This window comes from Microbacterium sp. ZW T5_45, assembly GCF_044987415.1.
Taxonomy (GTDB): Bacteria; Actinomycetota; Actinomycetes; order Actinomycetales; family Microbacteriaceae; genus Microbacterium.
Window position 1 is genome coordinate 136,109 of the sequence record NZ_JBJDRJ010000002.1, and the last position, 24,440, is coordinate 160,548.

The following is a 24,440-nucleotide window of genomic DNA, read 5'->3' on the forward strand; positions in this document are numbered from 1 at the left end:
CATGCGGCGTCCCCGACCTTCAGTGATGAGAAGGTGTGTGAATGAGCTCGAAGACCGAGACGTCCCTGATCGATGAGGACGTATCCGTTCCCGATGCCGCGCCCGCGGCTTCCCGCCCGCGGCCGACCTGGTGGGTGAAGCTCATCGCTTTGGCCGCGTGCCTGCTCACGCTCTGGCACGTGGGGGCGTCGTTCCTGTGGATCGCGCCGTACTCGGCGCTGCGGGAGATCCCGACCCAGAAGGTGCTGTCCGGGTACATGCTGCCGATGTTCGGCCAGTCCTGGAGCGTGTTCGCGCCGGAGCCGATCAACGGCGACTACCACTTCAACGTGCGCGCGGTGATCGAGAAGGACGGTGAGGAGGTCGAGACCGGCTGGGTCAGCGCGACCGACGTCGAGCTCTCGATGATCCGCTACAACCTGTTCCCTCCGCGCGCCGGCATCCAGTCGACCGAGGTCGCGAGCGGTCAGATGAACGCGTACAACAAGCTCAACGCGCAGCAGCAGGCGGTCGTGGCGCTCGATTACGACGAGGGCGAGTGGGAGGAGTGGATGCTCCGTTCGTTCGACGAGCTCGAGGGCGATGACAACCCCGACCCGACTGCGTACATGGCCGAGGAGCACCTGTCGACGGCGTACGCCACGCAGGTCGCGTACGCGATCTGGGGAGCGGATGCCGTGGTGAAGGTGCAGTACCGGGTGAGCCGACAGAACGTCGTGCCCTTCGCTCAGCGCAACGATCCCGACGCGACGCGCCCGGAACCGACGTTCTCGACGACCGGCTGGCGCCTGCCGATCGAGGAGGAGGGGCAGAGCCGCGAGGACTTCGCCGACGTCTTCCGCGCACAGTTCGAGAGGACGCAGCGATGAGCCCCACCACTCCCGTCTCGCTGCCCGCGCGGCTGCTCACCTTCGCCGCCGCCATGATCGGCGGCTTCTGGAACATGGTCGTCTCGGCCGTCGACCGCATCTCGGACTTCGTCTCGGACTGGCTGTGGAACGGCAAGAAGGCGCTGTACGGCCTGGCCGTCACGCGCATCCTGTTCGGTCTCACCGCGCTCGGTCTGCTCGCCTCGAACTTCGGCACCCGCCTCTACACCTTCGGGCCGGGCTCGGCATGGAACGGCGAGATGGCTCAGCCCGTCAGCGACTTCCCCCAGATCTGGCTGTTCAGCGCCTTCCACGCGGTGATGGGCAACGGCGTCGCGTACACCGCGCTGTACCTGCTGCTGGCGGCGCTGGCGGTGCTGTTCGTGCTCGGCTGGCGCTTCCGGATCGTGCTTCCGGTGTTCTTCTGCCTGTGGGTGGGATTCATCGAGGCGAACGACATGGTCGGCGATCAGGGCGACAACATGTTCCGCATCGCCCTGCTGCTGCTGTTCTTCGCCGACCCGGCGGCCCGCTGGTCGCTGGATGCCCGTCGCCGGGCGAAGAGCGGCGACTGGTTCGCCGTGGGCTCGCAGCCGGCGCTGCTGGGCACCATGTTCCACAACCTCGCGTTGGTCGCGCTCACCGCCCAGGTGTGCTTCGTGTACGCATCCGGTGCGCTGTTCAAGGCCGGCGGCGAGCCCTGGGAGCAGGGATACGCGGTCTACAACCCGCTGCACACCGCCCGCTTCGGCACCTGGCCGGTGCTCACCGAGCTGTTCACGACGTGGGGACCGCTCGTGGTGGCGCTCAGTTGGGGCTCGATCCTCGTGCAGGTCGCGTTCCCGCTCGCGCTGCTCACCCGTCCGACCCGGCTCATCGCCCTCGTCGGCATCCTGTCGTTCCACATCGGCATCGCGGTGCTCATGGGGCTGCCGTGGTTCTCGCTGACGATGATCGCGATCGACGCGATCTTCATCCGCGACCGCACATGGAAGCGGCTGAGCGCCGGGGTCGCGAAGCGGTGGGAGGCGTCGAAGACGCCGCCCTCGCCTGAGCCCGCCACCGTCCCCGCCGGATGAAGGATCAGGAATGCTGCGGGCGGGTGGCGTAGGCCGGCGTCTCTGATCCCTCATCGATCGGCGATGGATGCTGGGACTGTTGTTGCGCGACAACGGGCGGGTCGGGCGTCGGGGTGGATCCTTGTGGGGATCTCACAGGCGAGTTCACCAAGGCTTGTCGTAGTCCTACGGTAGAGGCATCCCATCCTTCCGTGAGAGGAATCACGCATGGTCGACGTCGCCACTGTGAACGAGGTCACGAACCCGCAACTCGATGTGCCGCAGATCACCGAGCTGCTGCTGGGCACCTGGGCCGACACCCGCCGCCAGGCCCGCGAGATGATCAAGGACTCGGCCTTCTGGCGCAAGGACGAGCTCGGCAAGGACGAGCACCGCGAGCGCGTGCTGAGCCAGCTGCACCTGCTCGTCGAGAACAAGGCCGTGCACCGCGCCTTCCCGAAGCGCCTCGGCGGCTCGGAGGACAACGGCGGCAACATCGCCGGGTTCGAGGAGCTGGTCACCGCCGACCCCAGCCTGCAGATCAAGTCGGGTGTGCAGTGGGGCCTCTTCGGCTCCGCCGTGCTGCAGCTGGGCACGACCGAGCACCATGACAAGTGGCTGCCGGGCATCATGAGCCTCGAGATCCCCGGCGCGTTCGCGATGACCGAGATCGGGCACGGCTCCGACGTCGCCGCGGTCGGCACGACGGCCACGTACGACCCCGAGACCGAGGAGTTCGTGATCCACACGCCGTTCCGCGCGGCGACCAAGGAGTACCTCGGCAACGCGGCGCTGCACGGAGTAGCGGCGACGGTGTTCGCCCAGCTGATCACGAACGGCGTCAACCACGGCGTGCACTGCTTCTACGTGCCGCTGCGCGGCGAGGACGGCGTGGACCTGCCCGGCATCGGCCGTGAGGACGACGGGCTCAAGGGCGGCCTGAACGGCATCGACAACGGCCGCCTGTCGTTCGACCACGTGCGCGTCCCCCGCACGAACCTGCTCAACCGCTACGGCGACGTCGCCGCCGACGGCACCTACACGAGCGCGATCGACAGCCCGGGCCGTCGCTTCTTCACGATGCTCGGCACCCTCGTGCAGGGTCGCGTGTCGCTCGACGGCGCAGCGTCCTGGGCATCCGCTCTGGGACTCGACATCGCGATCACCTACGCGAACCAGCGGCGGCAGTTCGGGGGCATCGACGGCCAGGAGGTCGTGCTGCTCGACTATGGCAAGCACCAGCGCCGACTGCTTCCCCGGCTCGCGACGACGTATGCCCAGATCTTCGCGCACGACGAGTTCCTGCAGAAGTTCGACGGCGTGTTCTCGGGACGCACCGACACCCCCGACGACCGTGAGGACCTCGAGACCCTGGCCGCCGCCCTCAAGCCGCTGTCGACCTGGCACGCGCTGGACACCCTGCAGGAGGCGCGAGAGGCCTGCGGCGGCGCCGGGTTCATGTTCGAGAACCGGCTGGTGGGGTTGCGTGCCGACCTCGACATCTACGTCACCTTCGAGGGTGACAACAACGTGCTCCTGCAGTTGGTCGGCAAGCGCCTGCTCACCGACTTCGCGAAGCAGTTCACGGGAAAGGATGCCGCGGCGCTCGCCAAGTACGCGGTGGGGCAGACCGCGGGCAAGCTGTTCCACGGCGCGGGTCTGCGCCAGCTCGGCCAGGCGGTCGCCGACCTCGGGCAGGTGAGCCGATCGGTCGAGAACGGTCTGCGCGAGGAGCAGCAGCACGAACTGCTGGCCGGCCGGGTGCAGCAGATGGTCGCCGACATCGCGGGCCGTCTGCGCGCGGGCGGCAAGGACAAGGAGCTCGGCTCTCGGCTGTTCAACGAGAATCAGGCCGAGCTGATCGAGGCGGCGAGGGCGCACGGCGAGCTGCTGCAGTGGGAGGCGTTCACCGACGCCGTCGGTCGCGTGCAGGATGCCGACACGAAGAAGGTGCTCGTCTGGCTGCGCGACCTGTTCGGTCTGCAGCTGATCGAGAAGCACCTCGCCTGGTACCTCATCAACGGCCGCCTGTCGACGCAGCGTGCCGCGGCCGTCTCGCGCTACATCGACCGGCTGTGTGCGCGGTTGCGGCCGCACGCACAGGAGCTCGTCGACGCCTTCGGCTACGAGCCCGAGCACGTGCGCGCCCCGATCGCGAGCGGTATCGAGCGGCAGCGGCAGGACGAGGCGCGGGCGTACTACGCCGAGCTCGCGGCATCCGGCCAGGCGCCGATCGACGAGAAGAAGCTGAAGAAGCAGAAGCGCTGAGTCGGTCGCGCCCCGCGACGCGATGGGCGGAGAACGACGCGATGGGCGGAGATCCGGAGACGGATGCTCCGCCCATCAGTGCGTTCTCCGCCCATCAGTGCGTTCGCCGCCCATCCGTGTTCCGACCCCAGGCCCGTGACGCAAGTCGTCCGCGCGGAGGTGCGTCGCTGGGATATTGGCTACGCTAACCGTAGTCGGCGATGCGGGCGCGAGCTCGTGTGGCCGGAGAGACCGGGCGTCAGCCCGGTCGCACGTTCGAGTGCACGTTGCTCGGCCGAATGCAGTGACGACGGTCGTGCATGTGTGGGGGGATAGAGGATGAGTTCTTCGGGTGCGGATGACCTGTTCGGCAGGTCATGGGGTTCTGGTCCGACCGGTCCGACCGGTCCGAGCACGCCCGCGGCACCCGGGAACCCCGGCCCTGCCCCTGCCGGCGCGTTCGGCGCGGCATCCGGCCCGGGGTTCGGAGCCGCACCCGCGACAGGTCCCGACGCCGGATTCGGTGGCGCACCCGGCGGCGCACCGCAGTCGACGGCGGCCTTCACCGTCGTGCATCCGCCGCTCGTCTGGCTCTACGCCGCCACGGGGGTCGGACTCGTCGCCCTCGTGCTCGTCCTCGTGTTCTGGGGCGTCGTCCCCATCGCGATCGCCGGCTGGGTCCTCGGCGGTCCCATCGCGATCGCGCTGACCTCGATCTTCCAGAGCGCCGACACCGCTCGTCGCACCCAGATCGGCTATTCCACCGGGCGCAACGCGCTCGCCAAGACGCTCTACATCGCGGCGCTCGTGCTCGGCCTCGCCGCGGTCGTCGTCGCGGCGGTGACGCTCGCGATGTGGGCGGGACGAGGATTCTGATGTCGCGACGCACCTCCTCCCCCCGATTCCTGCGCACGGTGCTGAAGACCCTCACCCCCGCCCTCGTGCTGTCCTTCGCGGTCGCGGGCCTCGGCGCGACGCCGGCCCTCGCCGCCCCCACGGCCACGGCAGCGGCGACCGCGCCGGCCGCGGTGACGGCGGTCGACGACCCGGGAGCGACTCCGGTCGAGCGCCTCGGGGCCTGTCTCGCCGGCGGCGGGATCGGCGACGTCGTGCTGCTCGTCGACGAATCGGAGAGCGTCCGCACGAGTGACCCGCAGGACGCACGATCGACCTCGGCGGCCTACTTCGTCGACAAGCTCGGCGCATACGCCACGCAGAACTCCGCCACGGTGAGCGTGCAGGTCGCGACCTTCGCCCAGACGTACACACCGGTCACCGGATGGATCGGACTGGATGCCGCGGGCCTCACGAGCGTACAGGAATCGGTCGATGCGGTCGCTGACCGCGACAGCGGGTGGGAGACCGATTACTGGAGCGCCCTCAACGGCGCACGTACGGTGCTCGCCGAGGCCGCGGCGTCTCGAACGGAGCAGACCTCGTGCCAGGCGATCGTGTGGCTCTCGGACGGCGAGCTGTCGTTCTCGGCGAACCCGCAGGACAAGACGCCCAAGGGCTTCGCCCCTGACCTCGTGATCAGCGGAGACGCGGCGGCGAACCAGGCGAAGAGCCTCGCGCAGCAGGACCTCTGCCGCCCAGGAGGACTCGCGGACCAGCTCCGCTCATCCGGCGTGATCACGTTCGGCATCGGCCTCGACGGCAAGGAGGTCCCGGCCGGCGGCTTCGACCTCATGGAGTCGATCGTCACCGGCAGCACGGCATCCGGTTCCACCACCTGCGGATCGATCGTCGAGCCGGTGCCCGGTGCCTTCTACCTGGCGAGCGACATCGACAGCCTGCTCTTCGCGTTCGACGAGCTCAGCACGCCCGGTCAGCGCCCGATCAAGCAGGAGCACGGCATCTGCCAGGTCGCCGTCTGCGCAGGGGAGGGGCACCGCGTCGTCCTCGACGCCTCGACACCGCGCGTCACCATCCTCGCGTCCTCCGACCTGCCCGGCGCGATCGTGTCGATCCAGGCGCCGTCCGGCGAGATCGTCGAGGTGCCGACGGGAGCCGGCGAGACGACCATCGCCGGCGCGAAGCTCACCTACGCGTGGGAGTCCGACCGCTCGGTCTCGGTCATCCTCGACGAGGCGCAGGCCACGCAGTGGCGCGGGCTCTGGCAGCTCGCATTCACGGACCCGACCGGCAGCTCCGCTGGGCAGACCTCGAAGTCGCACATCCGGGTGCAGGGCGCCCTGGTTCCCGACTGGCCGGATGCCGAGGACGTCGAACTGCACGCCGGTCAGACCCTCGACGACATCACCCTCGGATTCCGCACGCGCGACGGCGAGCCCGCCGACTCCTCGATCATCGAGGGATCTCTGGAGTACTCCGCGGTCTTCCGCGACAGCGCCGGTGAGTCCGTCACGATGATCCGCGCCACGGACCCTGCCGAACTGGATCAGCCGGTCAGTCTGGACCTGACGGATGCCGCGCTCGGCGCGGGTGTCGTCACGCTGCAGAGCCGCATCACCACCGCGCCGACCACCTTCGAGGGCGAGGACATCCCCGGCACACAACTCGAGGCCGAGACGGTGACCGTTCCTGTCACCGTGCTGCCGCCTCTCGAGTACCCCGTCGTCGGCACCTCGGTGGACTTCGGCCACCTCGAAGCCGATGACGTCCGTCTGAGCGCCGTGCTGCCCGTCTCGGGCAGCGGGTGCGTGCGCGTGTCGGGCGAGACCGAGGTGCTCGCGAGTCCCGAGGACATCGGCGCGGTCGCGATCGCGACCGACGACTCCGGATGCGTCGAGGCCGGCGCCGACGGCGTCGCGCTCACCCTCACCGCGGAGAACAGCGGCAACGGCTCGCTCAACGGCACGTTCGTCGTGGAGCTCGAGCCCGATGGCGGCGGCGAGGCGCTCGAGACGACGGTGTCGTTCACCGCGAGCCTCGCCAGGCCCGTGAACGCCGTGAACTTCTGGCTGACGCTGCTCGTGGCCCTCCTGCTGGGGCCGGGTCTGCCGCTCGGCATCCTGTACCTGATGAAGCGGGTCGTCTCGACGATCCCCGCGAAGATGCTCTACGGCTTCGTCGTCGACGTGACGATCGACGACACCGGCGTGCGCCGCGACGGCCAGCCCTTCGCGGTGCGCCCCAGCGACACCGCCAAGCTCGTGAGCGTGCCGCCGAACGCCCGATCGCTGACGATCGAGGGCATCGGTCTACGGGTGCGCAACGGTCTCTCGCCGTTCGGCCGCGGCCACGTCGTGGTCGAGGCCGAGGGGCAGTCGTCGATCTCCAGCGCGACCCCGTCGACCGACCGCACGCGCAGGACCGCCGTGCTGCCGCTGGCGATCCACAACCACTGGGTGCTGCTGCGCACGCCGGGTGCTCCCGCCGACCAGGCGAGGCTGCTGGCGCTGCTGGGCGGCAACGACCAGACAACCGTGTCGAGGTTCGTGCAGACGCTCGCCGACCGCGGCCCGAACCGGCTGGCCGGTCTCGTCGCCACCGAGACCGCAGCGGGCACCGCTCCCGCGACGGCGGCCGTGGCAGACCCGTTCGCTGGACCGGCACAGACCTGGCAGGGCGGCAACCCGTTCGACACGACGGGTGCACCTGCCGGTGCGCCGTTCGGAGCGGCTCCCGCATCACCCTTCGGCGGACCTGCGGTGCCGGCGCCTCCCGGCCTGAACCCGGCGGGTCCCGGTGCCACCGCTCCGGCCGCACCCGCGGCTCCTGCTCCCGCGGCTCCGGCTCCTGCGGCTCCCTCGCCTACGGGCACGGACTTCTGGGCCGCCCCGCCGGCGAACCAGACACCCCCGCACCCGGCGCCTCCAGCACCGCAGAACCCGGCGCCTCCGGCGCCGCAGAACCCGGTTCCGCAGAACCCGGCACCCGCGACCCCGGTGCCGCCCGCGTACCCGACCCCGCCGGCTCCGCCGGCCGAGGCCGCACCGGCCCCCGATGCGGCTCCGCCCGCCGACGGGCCGAAGAACGACGATCCAGGCAAGGAATGGAAACCATGGGGATGAGCAGTCGGATGAACGCGTTCGTCACCGTTTCGGAGAGGGCATCATGAGGAAGATTCTCGTCGTCGGCTGCGGCGGCTCCGGAGGAGCGACGCTCGGGTTCATGATGGACCAGCTGCGCGCTGAGCTCGCACCGTTCGGCATCACAGAGCTCCCGGCCGGGTGGCAGTTCGTGCACGTCGACGTGCCCATCTCGGGCGACGGCGGCGGACTCATCGCGACCGTGGCCCAGCAGGGCGGCACGTACATCTCCACGGCCCCCGCCGTCGGGGCCTCGTACAAGGACGTGGACGCGGCCCTCACCGGCAAGGTCGCGAAGAGCGGCGAGCTGCCGCGTCTGGGCACCTGGATGCCGCGCAAGCCCGAGGAGATCATCGTTCCGATCACGGTCGGCGCCGGCCAGCTGCGTGCGGTGGGTCGCACGCTGACGCTCGCCCAGGCCCCCGCCGTGTTCGCGGGCCTGCGAGCGGCATGGGAGCGGATGTTCTCGGACGAGGCCTCGATGCATCGCGTCGCCGAGGTCACCGAGAAACGGTTCGGCGAGTACGACCAGGGACTCGAGCCGATCGTCTTCGTCGTCTCGTCGATGGCCGGCGGCGCCGGTGCATCGATGGCCCTCGACGTATGCCGTCTGCTCACCGGCATCCCCCAGCTCAACCCGCGGCTCATGGGCGTGTTCATGTTCTCGCCTGACACGTTCAACGAGCTCGCGCCGTCCGATCGTGGCGGTGTCCGTGCGAACGGTCTCGCGATGCTCGGCGAGATCGTCGCGAGCCAGACCCGAGCGGCCAGCGCGCACGACGTGGCGGTGCTCTCGTCGATGGGCATCGCGACCGATCCGACCGCGGTGCCGTTCGCGCGCGTGTTCCCGATCGGCCGCACCATGGGCGTCACCGAGACGGTGTTCGGCGACGGCACCATGAAGGGCATCTACCGCGGCCTCGGTCGCGGCCTCGCCGGGCTCGTCGCGAGCGACGCGGCCATGACGAAGTACGTGCAGTGGGACCTCGGCAACTCGAACCCGACGAGCACTGATCGCTCGCGCTTCGGGTGGGGCGAGAGCGAGGACGACCTGCAGTGGGGGTCGTTCGGATTCGCGAGCCTCAACCTCGGTCGCGACCGCTATCGGCACTACGCTGCACAGCGTCTCGCCCGCGCATCCGTCGACCGCCTCGTGTCTGGACACCGGCGCGGAGCCAACGACAGCGACACCGACGACGTGGTGCTGAACAGGCTCGTCGACTCGCAGTGGGCGGGTGTCCTCTCCCGCCTCGAGCTGCCGGTCGAGGCCAATCAGCCCGCGGTGGCCGCCTGGTTCACATCGTCGGCGTTCCGGCCCGGCGTGCTGCACACGGAGATCAAGACGATCATCGACGGTCTCGCTGTCGGTCTCCCGCCCGCGGCCGGCAACGACGCGCGCCAGTGGCTGCAGGCCGTCGGCGGCCATCTCGCCGCGTCCCGCGCCTGGATCGCGTCGTCGGTGGCGAAGGCCGCATACCGCTGGGCCTTCGACTGGGTGCCCGGGTTCGAGAAGCGCATCGTCGACGAGATCGCGTTCGGCATCTCGCAGTTCGGCCTTCCCTACGCGCGGATGCTGCTCACCCGCGTCGAGTCGCTGCTCGAGAACGCCCTGCAGCCGGCATTGCAGGCGCTCGGCGAGTATCCGGTCGAGGATCCCGCGACGCTCTCGGAGGCCGTCGTCACCCCCGTCTCGGGGATGAAGGGCGCGATCCTCAACCCCGACGGCATCACCGATGTGCTCATCGAGGGCATCTCGGGTCGGGTGCGCCAGAACCTCTACGCCCGTGGCGCAGAGGCCCTCGGCCGCGTGTTCGGGCCGATGGTCCGCGATGCGCTGAACCCGCTCCGCGACGAGATCAACGAGGCGCTCAAGCTCCTCGGCGCCGCCGTGGTGCAGCCCGTCGCCGGCGTCAAGCTCGCCGACGTCGCGACCGACGTCTACGCCGCCTGGCCCAGCGACCGCGACAACCGCGTCCCCGAGCGGTTCGACGTCGCGCACAACGAGATCCTGCTGACCCCGTCCGCGGGCTTCGCCGTGCAGTACTCCGCCGACGTGCGGGCCTCGTTCCCGCAGGCGATCGGCACCGCGCACGACGAGGCGCAGGCCCTGCTCGTCCCCCAGGTGATCACGGGCGTCTGGCCGGTCGGCGCGGGCGCGGTTCCCCCTGGCGGGCTGCTCGAGCGCAAGACGCCGTGGCGTGCCGCGTACTTCAACACCGACCCCGCGACCGAGACGGGACTCCCGCCGACGCGGGCGCGCTACTCGCTGCATCTGTCGACGAAGGACCTGCTCGAGCGAGCATCCGCCTTCGTGGCGCGCCGCGGCGAGCCTTTCGACGTCTACTGCTCGGTGTCCCTGCGCCAGTTCGCGCTGGGCGATGAGCACACGCCCGAGTCCGAGCTGGCCGAGCGGCACGACCTCATCGTGCAGGGCTTCCGGGCGGCGCTCGGCTCCGCCCTTCCGCTGGCCGGAGTCAGCGAGCAGGCCGTGCTCGCCGTGCACGGCGAAGGCGTGTCGTACCGCTTCAAGTTCTCGAATCTGCCGTTCCAGAGCGCCCCGGCGCTCGTGTCTCGACTGACCGAGATCGTGCGCACCTGGCCGAACATCGACGCGACGACCGTGCAGGACTTCGGGCGGGCGTTCAGCGACAACGCCTCCGCGACCAAGGTCGACGTGTTCGGTTCGTACAAGTCGTACTCGCCGGTCGTCTTCAGCGGCCTGCTCGACCCGGTGAAGGAGCAGTGGGGGACCACGCCCACCTACGGACGCGAAGCGTTCTGGGCGCACCGACGGTCCCGTCCGCTCGCCGGTTCGCTCCCGGTCGGCGACGCCGAGCGCCGTGCCATGGTCGCCGGCTGGTACATCGGCCGCGTCACGGGTCGCATCCACGTCCCCGGCTCGCCGTACACCGATCCGGTGCGCATCTGGGACCAGGACGCCTCGGCCTGGCTGTCGTTCCCCGACCCGCTGCTGACCCCGCCCGCGCGGTTCGTCGGACGCGAGTTCGACTGGCTGCCCGCTGTGCTCGAGTCCGAGCTCATCGCGATCGCGCAGGTCAACAACCCGCCGGTGCTCTCCTCGCTTGCTCCCTACCGCACGCTCCGCTCGCTGTACGACTCCTCGGCCGACGAGGCGGGCGCGGGTTCCCTCGCGGCAGACCTGGCGGGGCAGACGGTGCTCGCCGAGTGGCTCGCCACCGAGGTCGTGCCGCCGTCCGGCGCGAACGTGTTCACGGGGGCGACCCCCGCTGAGCGGGCGGATGCCGTGCAGGCCTGGCTCACGGCGCAGCGCGCCAGCATCCGCCAGCGCTTCTCGCAGCCGCTGGCGAATCGCCGAGAGGCGGCGGAGACGCCCATGTTCCGCGACATCGCCCCCGATGCCGAGTGGGCGCTCGATGAGATCGAGCGGCTGCTCGTGCCGGCTCTGGCCCAGGCGGAGCGCGGCAACGGCCCGGCCCTCGGAGAGGGGCTCATCCTGTGAGCGCGCTGCCGGTCGTCCTCGCACCCGCGGACCTCGACGGTGTGCGCGATGTGCTGCGCGACTGGTCTGCGGCGGGTCTCGTCCAGCGGTTCGTGTGGACGGACGGAGCAGTCGCGACCGTCGTCGACGGCGGGAGGGCGCGGCGCGTCGCCCTGCGCGACGTTCTCACCTCGACGCGTGAGTCGGCTGTCGTGCTCACGGTGCTCGGCGCGGCCATCGCGCACGTCGCCCCGGTCGCCCGTGAGCGGATCGATGCGTGCGAGCGGCTGATCGAGGAGTCCCTCGGGCACGGGATGACGGTGGTGCGCATCCGCGCGACGGCCGTGCTGAAAGACGTCGACGTCACCGTGCCGACGCTCGCGATCGGCGGATGGCACAACGTCGTCCTGTCGGCTGAGCAGGCATCGGCCCCCGAGCGCGGACGGGTCATCCTCGACGCGACCGCGTCGACCGACGAGATCGACGTGCACATCGCGGCCTCCCTCGCCGGCGTGCTCGGCCTGTGGGCCGGTGTCGAGACCTCGCTGTTCGAGCACGCGGCTCCGTCGCAGTCCCCCTCGGCGACGATCGCGCGATCCTTCGTGCGCAGCCTCGACTCCTCGCAGATCGAGGCCGAGCTGCGCACCGCGGTGCTGTCGACCGATGCCGGACTCCCGCTACCCCGGGTGTCCGGCGGGGCCGAGTACATCGAGGATGTGCCGCTCGCGACCGCTTCGATGGAGGAGGCGTACTGGCGGATGTTCCCCGGCGTGCTGCGCGGGCCCCGCCAGGCACGGGTCGACGGCGGCGTCACGAGCATCGGAGTCTTCGAGGCGCTGTCGATGTTCTTCGGCTTCCTCTGGGCGTCGATCCGCAACGCCCCTGGTGCCTGGGCCGCATCCATCTTCCGCAAGGTGAAGGCGGGCGTCGCGAACACCGTGCAGGGAGCCGTGTTCGGATCCTCGGATGCTGCGTTCGTCGTGGTCGTCGGCGGGGTGCTCCCCGACGGACGGCCGGCGACCTGGCGCGAGGTCGGCGACGCCGTCGACGCCCTCGCGACCGCGGGGTCGTCGAACACGCACGTGCCGCACGAGGACCTCACCGCACTGTGGCAGGCGTACTCCGCCGCGGCACTCACGCTCTGCGATGCGGGCGAGCGCAACCCCGCGCTGCCTCCCGTCGAGATCGGTGCCAGGAAGGGCGTCGTCCGGCGCCGCGAGGACGTCGTGCCCGACGCCGCTGCGCGCTTCACCGACATCCCCGCGCACCTCGCCCCGGTGGTCGGAGCGGCCGACCTCGCGCCGTATCAGGTGCTCGAGGCCGACGACCTGGAGCGCCGCCTGGCGGGTCTCGCCGCCCAGCCCGGTGCCGGTGTCGCGGCCAGTACGGCGCTCGACAACCTGCGGCACTGGCGGCGCCAGCACGCCGCGAGCTTCGCGGTGCGCGTCGGTTCGCGCATCGGCGGCGCACTGAACTCGGCGCGATCCGAGGTCGCGCAGATCCTCGAGCGGCTGCGGGTCGCCGGTGCGGGTGACGTGGACGATCGCCTCAAGGCGGCACAGCGACGCCTCGCCGTCGTGATGCGGGTGCTGCTGATCTCGGCTGTCGTGCTGATCGCCGTGGTCGGTGCTCTGCTGGGCTTCGAGGTCATCAGCGCCGGACTCGGCTGGAGCCTGATCGGCGGGCTCGTGCTCGCCTGGCTCATCTCGTCGTTCCTCGTGTTCGTCAGAGGGCAGGCGCTGCTCTTCCAGCTTCTCAAGGAGCGCCGCGAGCTCGTCGGCCAACGCGAGGCGGACGAGGCGAACCTCGCCCACGCGCTGCGCGACACCCGCCGCCTCGTCGACGCCTACTCGCAGTTCCTCCGCTGGTCGAGCATCCTCGGTCTGATGCTCGCCGATCCGTTCGGCCGCACGCAGCTCGGCGGTCGTGCCGACGAGCCCGACCTCGTCGGGCTGCCGCTGTCGGTCGTGGTGGGCAAGGCCCAGGCGGATCCCGCCGACCTCGAGATCGTGGCGGCGGAGCTGCGGCGACTCGCGTTCGAGCCGGGATGGCTCAACACGGTCTTCGGTGCGGTCGTGCGCAATGCGCACCGGCGTCTCGGCGGGCGTGGCATCGAATTCCGCGAGGCGCCCGAACTGCTCTTCCGGCAGCAGGGCGACGGCGAGAACAGCGTCCTCCCGGCGTTCGCCGCGCACCTGCAGCACTACGGCGTCGACGCCGACGCGGGGGAGCGCACGTGGGCGGACAGCATCCGTCTGCTCTCCGAGAACCCGGCGCTGGGCCAGCAGTTGGTCCGCCGCGTGCAGACGGCCGGCACCACGATCACCTATGCGGAGTTCATGGGCGCGCTGGAGAACCCGGCGTCATCCGGGCAGCGGATCGAGGATTCCTCGCTGCGTCCGGACATGCGCATCCAGGCGGGCAAGACCGAGATCGTCACGAGTCGTCCGACGACCGTCACGCGCGGTCTCAGCCGCCTCGTGCTGCTGCGTCAGGCGACGGCCGGACTGCCGGCCTTCGAGTTCTCGGCACACGGCGAGCAGACGCAGTGGCAGGGCGACGGGTGGGGCGGCGGGTCATCCGACATGCCGGTGCTGTGATGGGGAGGGTACGAGCATGACCGGAGCCGGTCTCTACGACGTGCGGTTCGCCGCGATGCAGGCGCTGGCCGCTCAGCTGGAGAAGTCGGTAGGTCGGCAGTTCGCCGTCTCCTCGCAGCGCGCGGTGGCCACCTCCGATGTGATGACGGCCGAGCAGATCCTCGCCACCCCGCAGTTCCCGCCGAACGTCAAGGACTTCGCTGCCGAGATCGAGGTGGCGCTCGCGCACGCGCACTCCACCGGCGCATCGAAGACGAACGCTCCGGCCGGAGGCGGATCGGATCCGCAGTCCACCGGGTCGGGGGCATCCGTCCCGACGATGCCGCCGCCGCCCTCGCCCTCCGCCGCTCCTGCGCAGTCTCCGCCGCCGCCCTCTCCGCAGAGCGGTGTTCCGCAGTACGGCGCCTCTCAGCCCCCGGCCCCTCAGCCGACCGCGTCGCAGCCGACGATGCCGCCGCCGCCCGTCGCCCCGCGCGCCGAGGCCCCGACGCCGGCGGACAGCCCCATCGACCTGCGCTCGCTCACGTTCGCCGCGTACAGCGGGTCCGGCGTTCCCGGAGAGATCGCGACGATCCAGGTCACCCCCGCCGCCTCCGGCGCACAGCTGCTCACCTACCCGGCCGGTGAGGGCGTCTACATCGACCGGGTGGTCCGCGGCGACCAGCACGAGCCGTACTCGCCCGACATGGCCGAGGTCGTGACCGTGACCACGGGCGGCGTCGTCGAGGACGACGCGCCGTTCCGGCACGCGGTCCGCTACTACCAGGTGTGGCGCCACTCCGGCGCATCTCTCGTCGAGGCCGCGGCCTCTCAGCCCGTGATCGTGGCGCGCGGCTCGATGGTCGCGCCACCCGCCGGCATCTCGGTCAGCGTCGACTCCGGCTCCGTGGTCACGGCGACCTGGGAGACCGAGGACGGCACCTCGACCGTGGCCGCCTACCGCGTGCCGATCGAGCAGGCGTTCGCAGCGGGCGTGGGCAACCCGAGCTTCCGCATCCAGGCGGAGCGGCCGCTGCTCGGCGGATTCTCCGACCGCGAGGCGGCTCCCGGAGGCAGGTACGTCTACCAGCTGATCGCCGAGGCGGTCATCGCCGGCGTCGTGCACACCTCCTCGCCGATCACGCGCGAGGTGCACGTCCCCGAGGCGCACGCTCCCGTGGGCGATCTCACCTTCACCCTCCACGAGGACGGCGCCGACGCCTGGTTCGACCTCGAGTGGACCGAGCCGCCGGGTGGCCGCGTCGCGATTTACCGCACGACCGCCGAACCCCTTGCCGGGTGGGATCGTGAGCCCGTCGTGACGGATGCTCTGCCCAACGCGAACCTGCCGGTCGAGGCGCGTCTGAACCACCCCGTCGACCGGGCAGCCGGTCGGGGAGCGATGCACCACGTGCCGTGGCCGCGCGACTGGTCGAAGGCGTTCTTCACCCCGGTCGTCGAGCTCGGCGACTCGTCGTTCATCGGCAACACCGTCACCGGCATCCGCGTACCTCCCGTGCGGCGCGTGAAGATCATCGAACGAGTCGACCAGAAGCTCGTGACCTTCGACTTCCCCGAGGGGGCGAACGAGGTGCGGCTGTTCATCGGGCAGCGCGGTGTGCCGGCCGAATCGGTCATCGAGGGGCAGGCGATCGCCTCGATCTCGCGCTCGGCATACGAGGACCGCGGCAGCCTGCTGCTCGGCCGCGACCAGCTGCTGTCGCCGTGCGACATCCACCTGGTCGCCTACGCGAGCCACGGTGTCGAGACCGTCCGGAGCGCACCGGTCACCGAGTCGTACGTGCCTGTTCTCGTGCTCGATTACCACGTCGCCTACCCGATGGGTCTCACGGCGGCGGCCCGCCGGCCGAGACTCACCATCCAGAGCGACCGCGAGCTGCAGCTCGATCCCGGCATGGGCTTCGTGCTCGCCTACCGCCCCGACCGGCTGCCGCTCACGGTGAGCGACGCCACCGCGCACATCGCACTGGTGCGGGAGGACGACGAGGGCGGATCCGCCGCACAGCGGATCGTCGTGCCCCGGCTGTCGACCACCGGCCACTCCGAACCCGGGTGGAAGGCGGATGCCGGATCCTGGGGATCCATCGTCTCGGGCGGCGGCTTCATCCGGCTGTTCGTCGACGACCCGCGATATCAGCCCTTCGTGGCGCTCCTCGACCCGGCCGTCGGCGCCCTGCGCGTCGGCGGCTTCCTCGGCCGATGACCTCGGCGCAGGGCGGGCAGCGGTGGGGGCAGCTGAGCTACGGCTCCCTCCCCGCGGACCCCGTCACGCATGCGGGTGCCGGATGGCGGGTGAAGGAATCCGTCGGCGATGTCACCGACGAGGAGTCGCAGCGGATGCTCGCCCTCGCGGTCACCCGCTTCGAGAGCCATGTGCCGTTCCCCGGGGTGGGGCAGCGGGCCGAGGTGTATCAGGCCCTGCCGCGACGATTCGGCTACCTGCCCAGCGGTGACGAGGCGCTCTACTGGCACGCCGCGCAGGTCGACATGGACGGTGCAGGACGCACCGGCAACGTGTTCTCGCACCTCCTGCTCGACCGGCATCCGGTCGCCCCTTCGCCCCGTCACGCGCCCGTCGCGCTGTGGCGGTCGGAGGGGTTCCTCGCTCCGCACCAGTACGCCCTCGTCGACGGCGCGCGCCTCGGTGACGAGCCCCCGGCCCCCGGCCCCGTGGTCACGCGCGAGAACCTGTTGACGTTCCTCTTCGACTCGGCGCACTGGCGTGTCGGTGTTCTCGCGGTGCTCGCGGATGCCGCGTTCGCGGCGCTCGAGGGCGGCCCGCGGGTCGTGCTGCGCTGCGAGGACCAGCAGGAGGCCGCGCTGTGGATCGGCGCGGTGAATGCGATCCAGTCGATGCGCGACGCGCGCAGGCTCGGATTCAGCCTCTACGAGCGCGGCACGAGCGAGCATGCGAACGGTGTGGACCAGGCGTTCGCCCGCGGCGTGCACATCGCGGTCGTCCCGCCCAGCGACGAGTACGCGCCCGCCGGGGCGGTCGTCGAGATCGATCCGCACGCGGTGGTGACTCTCGGTCAGCCGGGCGGCCAGCACGTCTTCGCCGACGGACGTGCGGTGCCGGTCGGCGTCATGTCGTCACTGGTGACGCTGTGCCTGTTCACGGCGGTCGACGCGGCGGCTCTCTTCGACGCCGTCGACGACGTCTCCCGCCGCACGGGAGACTGCCCGAACATCCTCCTCTCCTGGCCGTTCGCGATGGCGATCCTGCGCAACGCCGACGAGTACCCGGATGCCGCGGCACTCGCGCGCACCGTGGTCGTTCGGGGCACGCCGCCGCAGGTCGCCGCGGACCCCGAGCTGCGAGCGCTCGCCGAGAGCGCGACGGTGCAGGCGATGAGCGACGACCCGGCTCAGATCTGGGCCGAGCTGCAGGCGATCCCGTCGGCGTCGTACGCCTATCAGCTCGTGGCGAGTGCGTATCTCGTCGCGGCGTTGGGGACGCCAGGGTGGTTGTCGCGGAACGACTCCGCGCCGGTGCCGGAGACGCCCGAGAACCTCGATGCCGTCGCGACGGCCGCGGTCGGTGCGCTGGATCGGATGCTGGCCGCCGACGGCGCGGACCCGGTCGGTGCTCTGCGCCTGATCGGCTTCCTCGGCCAGGTGCTCGGTCTCGGCCCTGTGGACCCTCGCATCGAGGGGCGGCTCGAGGATTTGGTGGCCCGGACGATCGAGCAGCTCGTCGTGCATCCGGCGCATGCCGAGATCCTCGTACAGGCCGGCCCGTTCGATGAGCTGGTCCTGGGTCGATGGATCGTCCCCGCGCTCGACAACCGGATTCCGTCCGCCCCCGGGCGGTCCATCTACTCGACGCCGCCGGCTCTGCTGCGCGGACTCTTCGGCGCATCCGCACTCCTTGCACCGGGGCCCCATGCGGGACGCACCGACTTCCAATGGGACGCCGCGGCGCTGGCTCTCGAAGGAGCTGCGGTGCCCGATGCGGTCCTGCGTGATGAGCTCGCCGGACGCCTCCTGGAGCGTTACCACTCGTGGGCCGAAGTCCCCCGCGACGGACTCGGCATTCTCCAGGCGGCCAGCGCCACCTGGAGCACGTCCAGGCTTCTCGCGGTCACCGCCGGTGACTTCTCCCGCGTTCTGCCCGATGTCGTGATCCGTGTGATCCTCACGGCCAGCGCTGAGGACGCTCGCATCCTCTCCCAGCAGCCGCTTCTCGCTGCAGACCAACGACAGCTGGCGAGCTGGGTGTCATGGGCGCGTGATCTGGAGAGCGCTCGGTCGCTCCTGCCTTCGGGGAGCGAGCCCGAGGCGCTCAGCAACATCGCGGGTCAGCTGCAAGGGCTTCTCGGCAGGCCCGACGACCGTGAGTACGCCTTCGTGCCGCTGACGGCCGCACTGTCGATCATCGTGCGGGCGCAGGGCGTCGTGCTCCCGTCGCAGGCGCACCCGCTTCTCGCGGATGTCGCCGCCAAGGCCGCCGCCGACCCGGCGTTCACCGCGCGGACGGTGCCATACCTCCGGGCCTACGCGGCGGCAGATCCCGAACGTGCCCGCCCGCTGCTGCTGCAGCTCGCGGTGATCGGTGCCGCCGCCATGGGATCGGAGTTCCGTCTCTCCCCGGAGGAGGCGGCGAACGCCGCGCTGCGGGATGCCGGCGGGGAGCGCCTGGTCGATGTGATCGCGAGCAGCGCCCTCAGCGGGGCCGCGCGCGGCGCGGTCACGGTCGAGGATCTGACCGCGGCTCTCAAGGAGCGCGCGCTCGGCGACGACGTCAAGGCCGATAGGGTGGCGAAGCGCTGGTGGCGCGCGCGGGGCCTCGGCACCGGGATCGCCATCGCCGACAACGGCGCGGAGTTCCTCGGCAGCCTGTTCCGCGGACGTCAGAAAGGGGAGGGCTGATGCCCAAGATCGTCATCAACGAGCGCGATGCGGAGGCACGCGTCCCGGCGGGGCTGCTCGTCGTGCGCGCGTTCGCCTCGCCCGTGGGCACCGCAGCGCACCCTCGCGCGATCGCCCGATCCGGCGTGCAGGTGCCTCCACCGCTCGTGCCGCCGCCTCCCGGCAGCCTGGTGGTCGGCGTCGACGACATCGACGGAGTGACCCTGCGCATCGTGGCCGACGGCACGTTCCCGGCCGGCAGTGCGGTCACGGTGGGCCTCGAGGTCGCCGCGTACACGGTCGAGATCGGCCCCCTCAGCGTCGGCGGGCTGTCGACGCAGGACGTCGCGGTGCTCGCGATCGACGAAAGCCAGGTGGTCGTGCGTGTCGTCGCGGGCGAGGGCGAGCTGATCGAGCTCTCTCCAGTCGGCAACGCGGCACAGGCCGCCACCGCCGATCTGCTCGGGGTCACGAGGGTGTCGCCCGAACGTCGGGTCGAAGTGGGTCTGGTGCTCGACGGCTCGGCGTCCTTCCGGGCGCTTCCCCCGGCATCCGTCGCACATGCGGTCGACGCGCTCGCCGGCATCATCGCAGTCATCGGCGATCACCGCGTCGGTCTGACGGTCTCGGGCCTGACGCCGCGGACCGAGTCCGCCGACGGCCTGAGCACCCTGTCGGCCAGAGCGGCCGCGCTGCTCGGAACCGCGCCGCGCTCCAGTGGAGCGCGGCTGCCCGCCGCGGCCCAGGCCGCGCGCCCGACCTCGCAGAACTCGCGCACCTGGATCGTCAGCGACGAGGTGCCAACGGACCTCGACCGCCTGCGCACCTCGGCGGGAGCATCCGGTTCGCTCGCGATCGTGGTCCTCGCCGACGCGCCGTCGGCGCCCGCTGTCGACGTCGGCGGCGTGCCGATCGTCTTCCTCGATGTCTCGGCGCTGGCCGTGGCCACCGGGGCCCCGGGGGAACTGGCGCTCGCGGAGGTCGTCAAGTCTCTCGTGCTCGCGCCGCGCGACGAGCGCAGCGAAGGTGGGGTGGCACCGTGATCAAGTGCCCGCAGTGCTTCTCGGGGCTGCCGCCGCAGCAGAAGGCGTGGCAGTGCACGAACTCCGCATGCGTGCAGGATGCGCGCGACGACGTCGCGAGTGCGTATGCGGGGGTCGAGATGCCCGCTCGACCGATGTACGCCGACACCGAGGCGCAGTTCTCGCAGCGGCGCCGCGAGGGTCAGGCGCAGGGCAAGTGGCCGCCGGCGACCCCCTCGTGCCCGCTGTGCGCGCGGCAGATGGCCGATGCGTGCAGCGTCTGCCACTACATGCTGCCTCCGGGCTGGGGCAACGGTGACGTGACGTGCATCGTCATGAGCGGCGCCCGCGCCTCGGGCAAGAGCCTGTTCATCGCGATGGGCATCGACAAGCTCGAGCAGCTGCTGCTCACGCACGCGCAGGCGCAGCTGCTTCCGCTGACCCCCGACATCGCGCAGGTGTTCCGCGTCAACTACCAGGAGCCGCTGAACGCGCGGGGCGTGCTGCAGTCCACGCCGTCGGCATCCAGTCAGGGCGCCTACCAGCGGGTGCCGCTGATCTTCAATCTCGGTCTCATCAAGGGCCGGCAGCAGTACCTCGTCGTGCGCGACGTCGCCGGTGAGGACATGGAGAACCTGCCGCCGTCGCGGACGCACTTCTCGTTCTTCGGGCGGGCGGATGCCGTGCTCTTCCTGTTCGACCCCCTCGCGGTGCCCGATGTGCGGGCCAATCTCGCGGGCATCATCCCGCTTCCCGCGGAGGTCGGACACGATCCGCTGCCGGTGATCGGGAACGTGCTCGCGCTGGTGCGCGAGGGATCCGTCGGCGTGACTCCTCCGATCGGCGTGGTGGTGTCGAAGTTCGATGCGCTCGAGGAGTTCCGAGACCTCGAGGGCAAGCCGCAGTGGAGCGAGCTGATGTCGCACCGCGGTGCCGCGTTCGCACGCGACCCCAGCGAGCGCGCTCTCGCCTACGATCCGACGGACGGCGACCTGCTGAGCGCGGAGGTCCGCAGCCTCGTGCTCAAGCTCGGCGGTGCCGGGATCGTGGCACAGCTCGAGAACCGCGCGGATCGTACGCAGCACCAGTACTTCGCGGTCTCGGTGCTGGGCCATGCGCCCCGTGGCGACTCGATCGACGAGCGGGGGATCGCGCCGTTCCGCGCGGTCGATCCGCTCAAGTGGGCGCTGAGTCTGACGCAGGCGATCTAGCGGACCGGTCGCCTGCGCGGCGACAGGTCGTTCGATGGGGGAGGGATCAGGATGCTGGAGGCGGTGTTCGCGTCGTTCGGCATGGCGGTGCTCGTCATCGTCGTGATCCATGTCGTGGCCGGGTCGCTGTTCGGCCTCGCTCTCGCGACCTGGACGAGGTACCCGGTGTGGCTCGGCATCCTGCTCGGCGTCGTGACGCCGGTCGTGGGCCCGGTGATCGCCGCGATCGTCGTGACGGCGCGGCGTGGCCCTGAGGAAGCGGCCATCGCGCGCCCGAGGCGGCTGCGGCTGAACGGCATCGCGCTCGCGGTGCCGGCGGTGGCGATGCTGGCGGCGCTGCTTCTGCCCTGGTGGATCACGCGGTACGAGGGCACGCGCATCCCGCTGATGCCGACCGGGAACTTCCTCGACACGGTGATCATCGTGTCGCTGATCATCGTCGCGACGGTCGGCGTGCTCGTCGGTTCGCTCGGGATGGTGCACCTCGGAGCGGCGCTGCTGACGGCCGTGATCACCTTCTGGGCCTTCGCGCTGTTCGCACTCGGAGCCGCGACCAGGGCGCTGCAGGAGACGCTCGTCGGCGTCTCGGGTCTCTCGCTGACGCTCGGAGATCTCGTGCGGTTCTTCGGCCTCTCGCCGAGCGACCTTCCGTTGGAGGAGCTCGGCGTGGACCCGGAACAGCTCGATCTGACGGACATCGCAGGTTCCGCATCCGTCGAGTTCGGAACCGGCTGGTACGTGATGATCGGCGCCCTCCTCGTCACACTGGTGTGGACGGTGTGGGCGGCGATCGTGCCCGCGCGGCGGGCGGCGGGGGAGGCGCCGGATGCCGTACGTGCGGGTGCGGGTGCTCAGGTCTCGGTCGTGCCGGGATCGGTCGTGCCGAGCGCGCTCGCCGCGTCGGGCAGCACCGGCGTTGCAGCGGCGCCGTCCGTGTCGCCGTGGGGGCAGACCACCGCGCCGTGGGTGCAGAGCCCGCCGGCGCCGCAGACCGCGCCGGCGCCGCAGACCGCGCCGGCACCGCAGAGCCCCGCGCCGTGGACGGCACCCCCGGTGCCCGGGTCATCCGGCGCACAGCCGTCGCCGCCTGCCCCCTCGCCGTGGGACGAGGTTCCGCCCGGCAACCCCTGGTCTTCCTCTTAGGCCCTGCTCACCCTCTCAGGCGTCCTGCCGCCCTGCACAGTGTCGACATGTCGGGAGGAGAACACACGTTCGGGAGGAGAACTCGGGAGGAATCCTCCTCCCATGAGTGCGTTCTCCGCCCGAGAGTGCGGGATGCCGTGGCAGAGGGGGCGAGTACAGGGCCACCGCCGGAGCAGGGAAGAATGGATGAGCACGTCACCCCTGAAGGAGCATCCATGTCCAGCGTCATCGCCTACGCCGCACCCCGCGAGGCGGCCCCGCTCGAGAAGACCCTCATCGAGCGCCGCGAACTCGGCCCGCACGACATCCTCATCGACGTCGCCTTCGCCGGCATCTGCCACTCCGACATCCACACCGTCCGCGGCGAATGGGGCCCGCAGAGCTACCCGCTCGCGCCAGGGCACGAGATCGCCGGAACCGTCGCCGCCGTCGGCTCGGAGGTCACGGCGCACCGCGTCGGCGTCGGCTGCCTCGTGAACTCCTGCGGCGAGTGCCGCACCTGCCTGCGCGGCGAGGAGCAGTTCTGCACCAAGGGCGCCGTCTTCACGTACGGCAGCACCGATGTCGACGGCACGATCACGCAGGGCGGCTACTCGCAGCAGGTCGTCGTCACCGAGAAGTTCGCGGTGCGCATCCCCGAGTCCCTTCCGCTGGACAGGGCAGCGCCCCTGCTCTGCGCCGGCATCACCACTTACTCGCCGCTGCGTCGCTGGAACGTCGGTCCGGGCAGCCGCGTCGCGGTCGTGGGTCTCGGCGGTCTCGGACACATGGGCGTGCAGCTCGCTCACGCACTCGGAGCCGAGGTCACCGTGCTCTCGCAGACCCTGAGCAAGAAGGACGACGGCCTCCGCCTGGGCGCCGACCACTATTACGCGACCGGCGACCCCGAGACGTTCCGCAACCTGCGGGGATCGTTCGACGTGATCCTCAACACGGTCAGCGCCGCACTCGATCTGCGCGCCTACCTCTCGCTGCTCGACGTCGACGGTGCGCTCGTGTGCGTCGGCCTGCCGCCCGAGCCGCTTGCGCTCGGCGTCGCCTCGCTGATCGGCGGCAACAAGTCGATCTCCGGCTCCAACATCGGTGGCATCGCCGAGACCCAGGAGATGCTCGACTTCTGCGGCGAGCACGGCATCGCGGCCGAGATCGAGGTGATCCCGGCATCCGAGATCAATGCGGCCTACGACCGCGTGCTCGCCTCCGACGTGCGGTACCGCTTCGTGATCGACGCCGCGACCTTCGCCGACTGATGTCGGTGACCACGGCTACGGTCGGCGCATGACCGCACTCCTGATCGGACCCGACGACCTCGCCCGCTGCTTGTGGGTGGGCGACGACGCCGAGTACCGCCGCTACCACGACGAGGAATGGGGCACGCCGCTGCACGGCGACCGTGCGCTGTTCGAGAAGATGGCGCTCGAGGGCTTCCAGGCCGGACTCTCATGGATCACGATCCTGCGCAAACGGCCGCGGTTCCGCGAGGTGTTCGCAGGCTTCGACCCCGAGATCGTCGCTGAGTTCGACGAGAGCGATATCGAACGGCTCATGGCGGATGCCGGAATCGTGCGCAACCGCGCCAAGATCGAGGCGACGATCGGCAACGCCCGCATCGTCCGCGGGATGGCCGATGGCGAGCTCGACGAGCTGATGTGGTCGTTCGCGCCGCCCGCACGCGAGCATCGGCTGCGCGGCATGGCGGATGCTCTCGCGGTGACGCCGGAGTCGACCGCGATGAGCAAGGAGCTGCGTCGCCGGGGGTTCCGGTTCGTCGGGGCGACCACGATGTACGCGCTCATGCAGTCCGCGGGGATGGTCGACGACCACTTCGAGGGCTGCTGGCGGGCCTGATCGGAGGGCCTCGGGCGCGGCATCCGCGTCGTTCCGCGCGTGTCGCCTCGGTTATGATCCCAGGGGGGATGACGCGCGCACTCTGAGTTCGCGGTGAGGCGTTCTCTCGCCGTCTGAGAACTTCGGGAGGGGAAGC

14 protein-coding genes are annotated in these 24,440 nt (G+C 70.7%); all 14 read left to right on the forward strand.

The annotated features are described in order from the left end of the window. Positions 1–41: 41 nt before the first annotated feature. The 14 genes from ACI3KS_RS01630 to ACI3KS_RS01695 all read left to right on the forward strand — a co-directional run bounded on the left by ACI3KS_RS01630 (position 42) and on the right by ACI3KS_RS01695 (position 24,304). On the forward strand, positions 42–869 hold the full coding sequence (locus ACI3KS_RS01630) for a DUF5819 family protein (protein ID WP_404914522.1): 828 nt from the start codon (positions 42–44) through the stop codon (positions 867–869). Beyond that, complete coding sequence (locus tag ACI3KS_RS01635) at positions 866–1,948, forward strand: HTTM domain-containing protein (protein WP_404914526.1); 1,083 nt, start codon at positions 866–868, stop codon at positions 1,946–1,948. The genes ACI3KS_RS01630 and ACI3KS_RS01635 overlap by 4 nt, the downstream gene beginning before the upstream one ends. Positions 1,949–2,155: 207 nt before the next feature. Next, positions 2,156–4,195 (forward strand): acyl-CoA dehydrogenase, encoded by a 2,040-nt coding sequence (locus ACI3KS_RS01640; RefSeq protein WP_404914528.1) that lies wholly within the window; start codon positions 2,156–2,158, stop codon positions 4,193–4,195. Between the two features lie 318 nt (positions 4,196–4,513). Next, the gene (locus ACI3KS_RS01645) at positions 4,514–5,050 is read left to right on the forward strand and encodes a hypothetical protein (protein WP_404914530.1); all 537 of its coding nucleotides are present in this window, start codon (positions 4,514–4,516) and stop codon (positions 5,048–5,050) included. Beyond that, a complete protein-coding gene (locus ACI3KS_RS01650; RefSeq protein WP_404914532.1) occupies positions 5,050–8,151 on the forward strand; it encodes a VWA domain-containing protein in 3,102 nt (1,033 codons plus the stop codon). The genes ACI3KS_RS01645 and ACI3KS_RS01650 overlap by 1 nt, the downstream gene beginning before the upstream one ends. Positions 8,152–8,194: 43 nt before the next feature. Then, positions 8,195–11,650, forward strand: coding sequence for a tubulin-like doman-containing protein (locus tag ACI3KS_RS01655; protein WP_404914534.1), 3,456 nt, complete (start codon positions 8,195–8,197; stop codon positions 11,648–11,650). Beyond that, complete coding sequence (locus tag ACI3KS_RS01660) at positions 11,647–14,229, forward strand: hypothetical protein (RefSeq protein WP_404914535.1); 2,583 nt, start codon at positions 11,647–11,649, stop codon at positions 14,227–14,229. Before ACI3KS_RS01655 ends, ACI3KS_RS01660 begins: the two co-directional genes overlap by 4 nt. 16 nt (positions 14,230–14,245) lie before the next feature. Next, positions 14,246–16,432 (forward strand): hypothetical protein, encoded by a 2,187-nt coding sequence (locus tag ACI3KS_RS01665; protein WP_404914537.1) that lies wholly within the window; start codon positions 14,246–14,248, stop codon positions 16,430–16,432. Then, positions 16,429–19,101 (forward strand): hypothetical protein, encoded by a 2,673-nt coding sequence (locus tag ACI3KS_RS01670; protein WP_404914539.1) that lies wholly within the window; start codon positions 16,429–16,431, stop codon positions 19,099–19,101. The genes ACI3KS_RS01665 and ACI3KS_RS01670 overlap by 4 nt, the downstream gene beginning before the upstream one ends. Further along, complete coding sequence (locus ACI3KS_RS01675; protein WP_404914541.1) at positions 19,101–20,123, forward strand: hypothetical protein; 1,023 nt, start codon at positions 19,101–19,103, stop codon at positions 20,121–20,123. Before ACI3KS_RS01670 ends, ACI3KS_RS01675 begins: the two co-directional genes overlap by 1 nt. Then, on the forward strand, positions 20,120–21,313 hold the full coding sequence (locus ACI3KS_RS01680; RefSeq protein WP_404914543.1) for a hypothetical protein: 1,194 nt from the start codon (positions 20,120–20,122) through the stop codon (positions 21,311–21,313). Before ACI3KS_RS01675 ends, ACI3KS_RS01680 begins: the two co-directional genes overlap by 4 nt. Positions 21,314–21,364: 51 nt before the next feature. After that, the gene (locus tag ACI3KS_RS01685) at positions 21,365–22,456 is read left to right on the forward strand and encodes a hypothetical protein (RefSeq protein ID WP_404914545.1); all 1,092 of its coding nucleotides are present in this window, start codon (positions 21,365–21,367) and stop codon (positions 22,454–22,456) included. Positions 22,457–22,671: 215 nt separating this feature from the next. Beyond that, a complete protein-coding gene (locus tag ACI3KS_RS01690) occupies positions 22,672–23,706 on the forward strand; it encodes an NAD(P)-dependent alcohol dehydrogenase (RefSeq protein WP_404914547.1) in 1,035 nt (344 codons plus the stop codon). 28 nt (positions 23,707–23,734) lie between these two features. Then, positions 23,735–24,304: a DNA-3-methyladenine glycosylase I gene (locus tag ACI3KS_RS01695; protein WP_404914549.1), complete on the forward strand. Its 570-nt coding sequence runs from the start codon at positions 23,735–23,737 to the stop codon at positions 24,302–24,304. Positions 24,305–24,440: the final 136 nt, after the last annotated feature.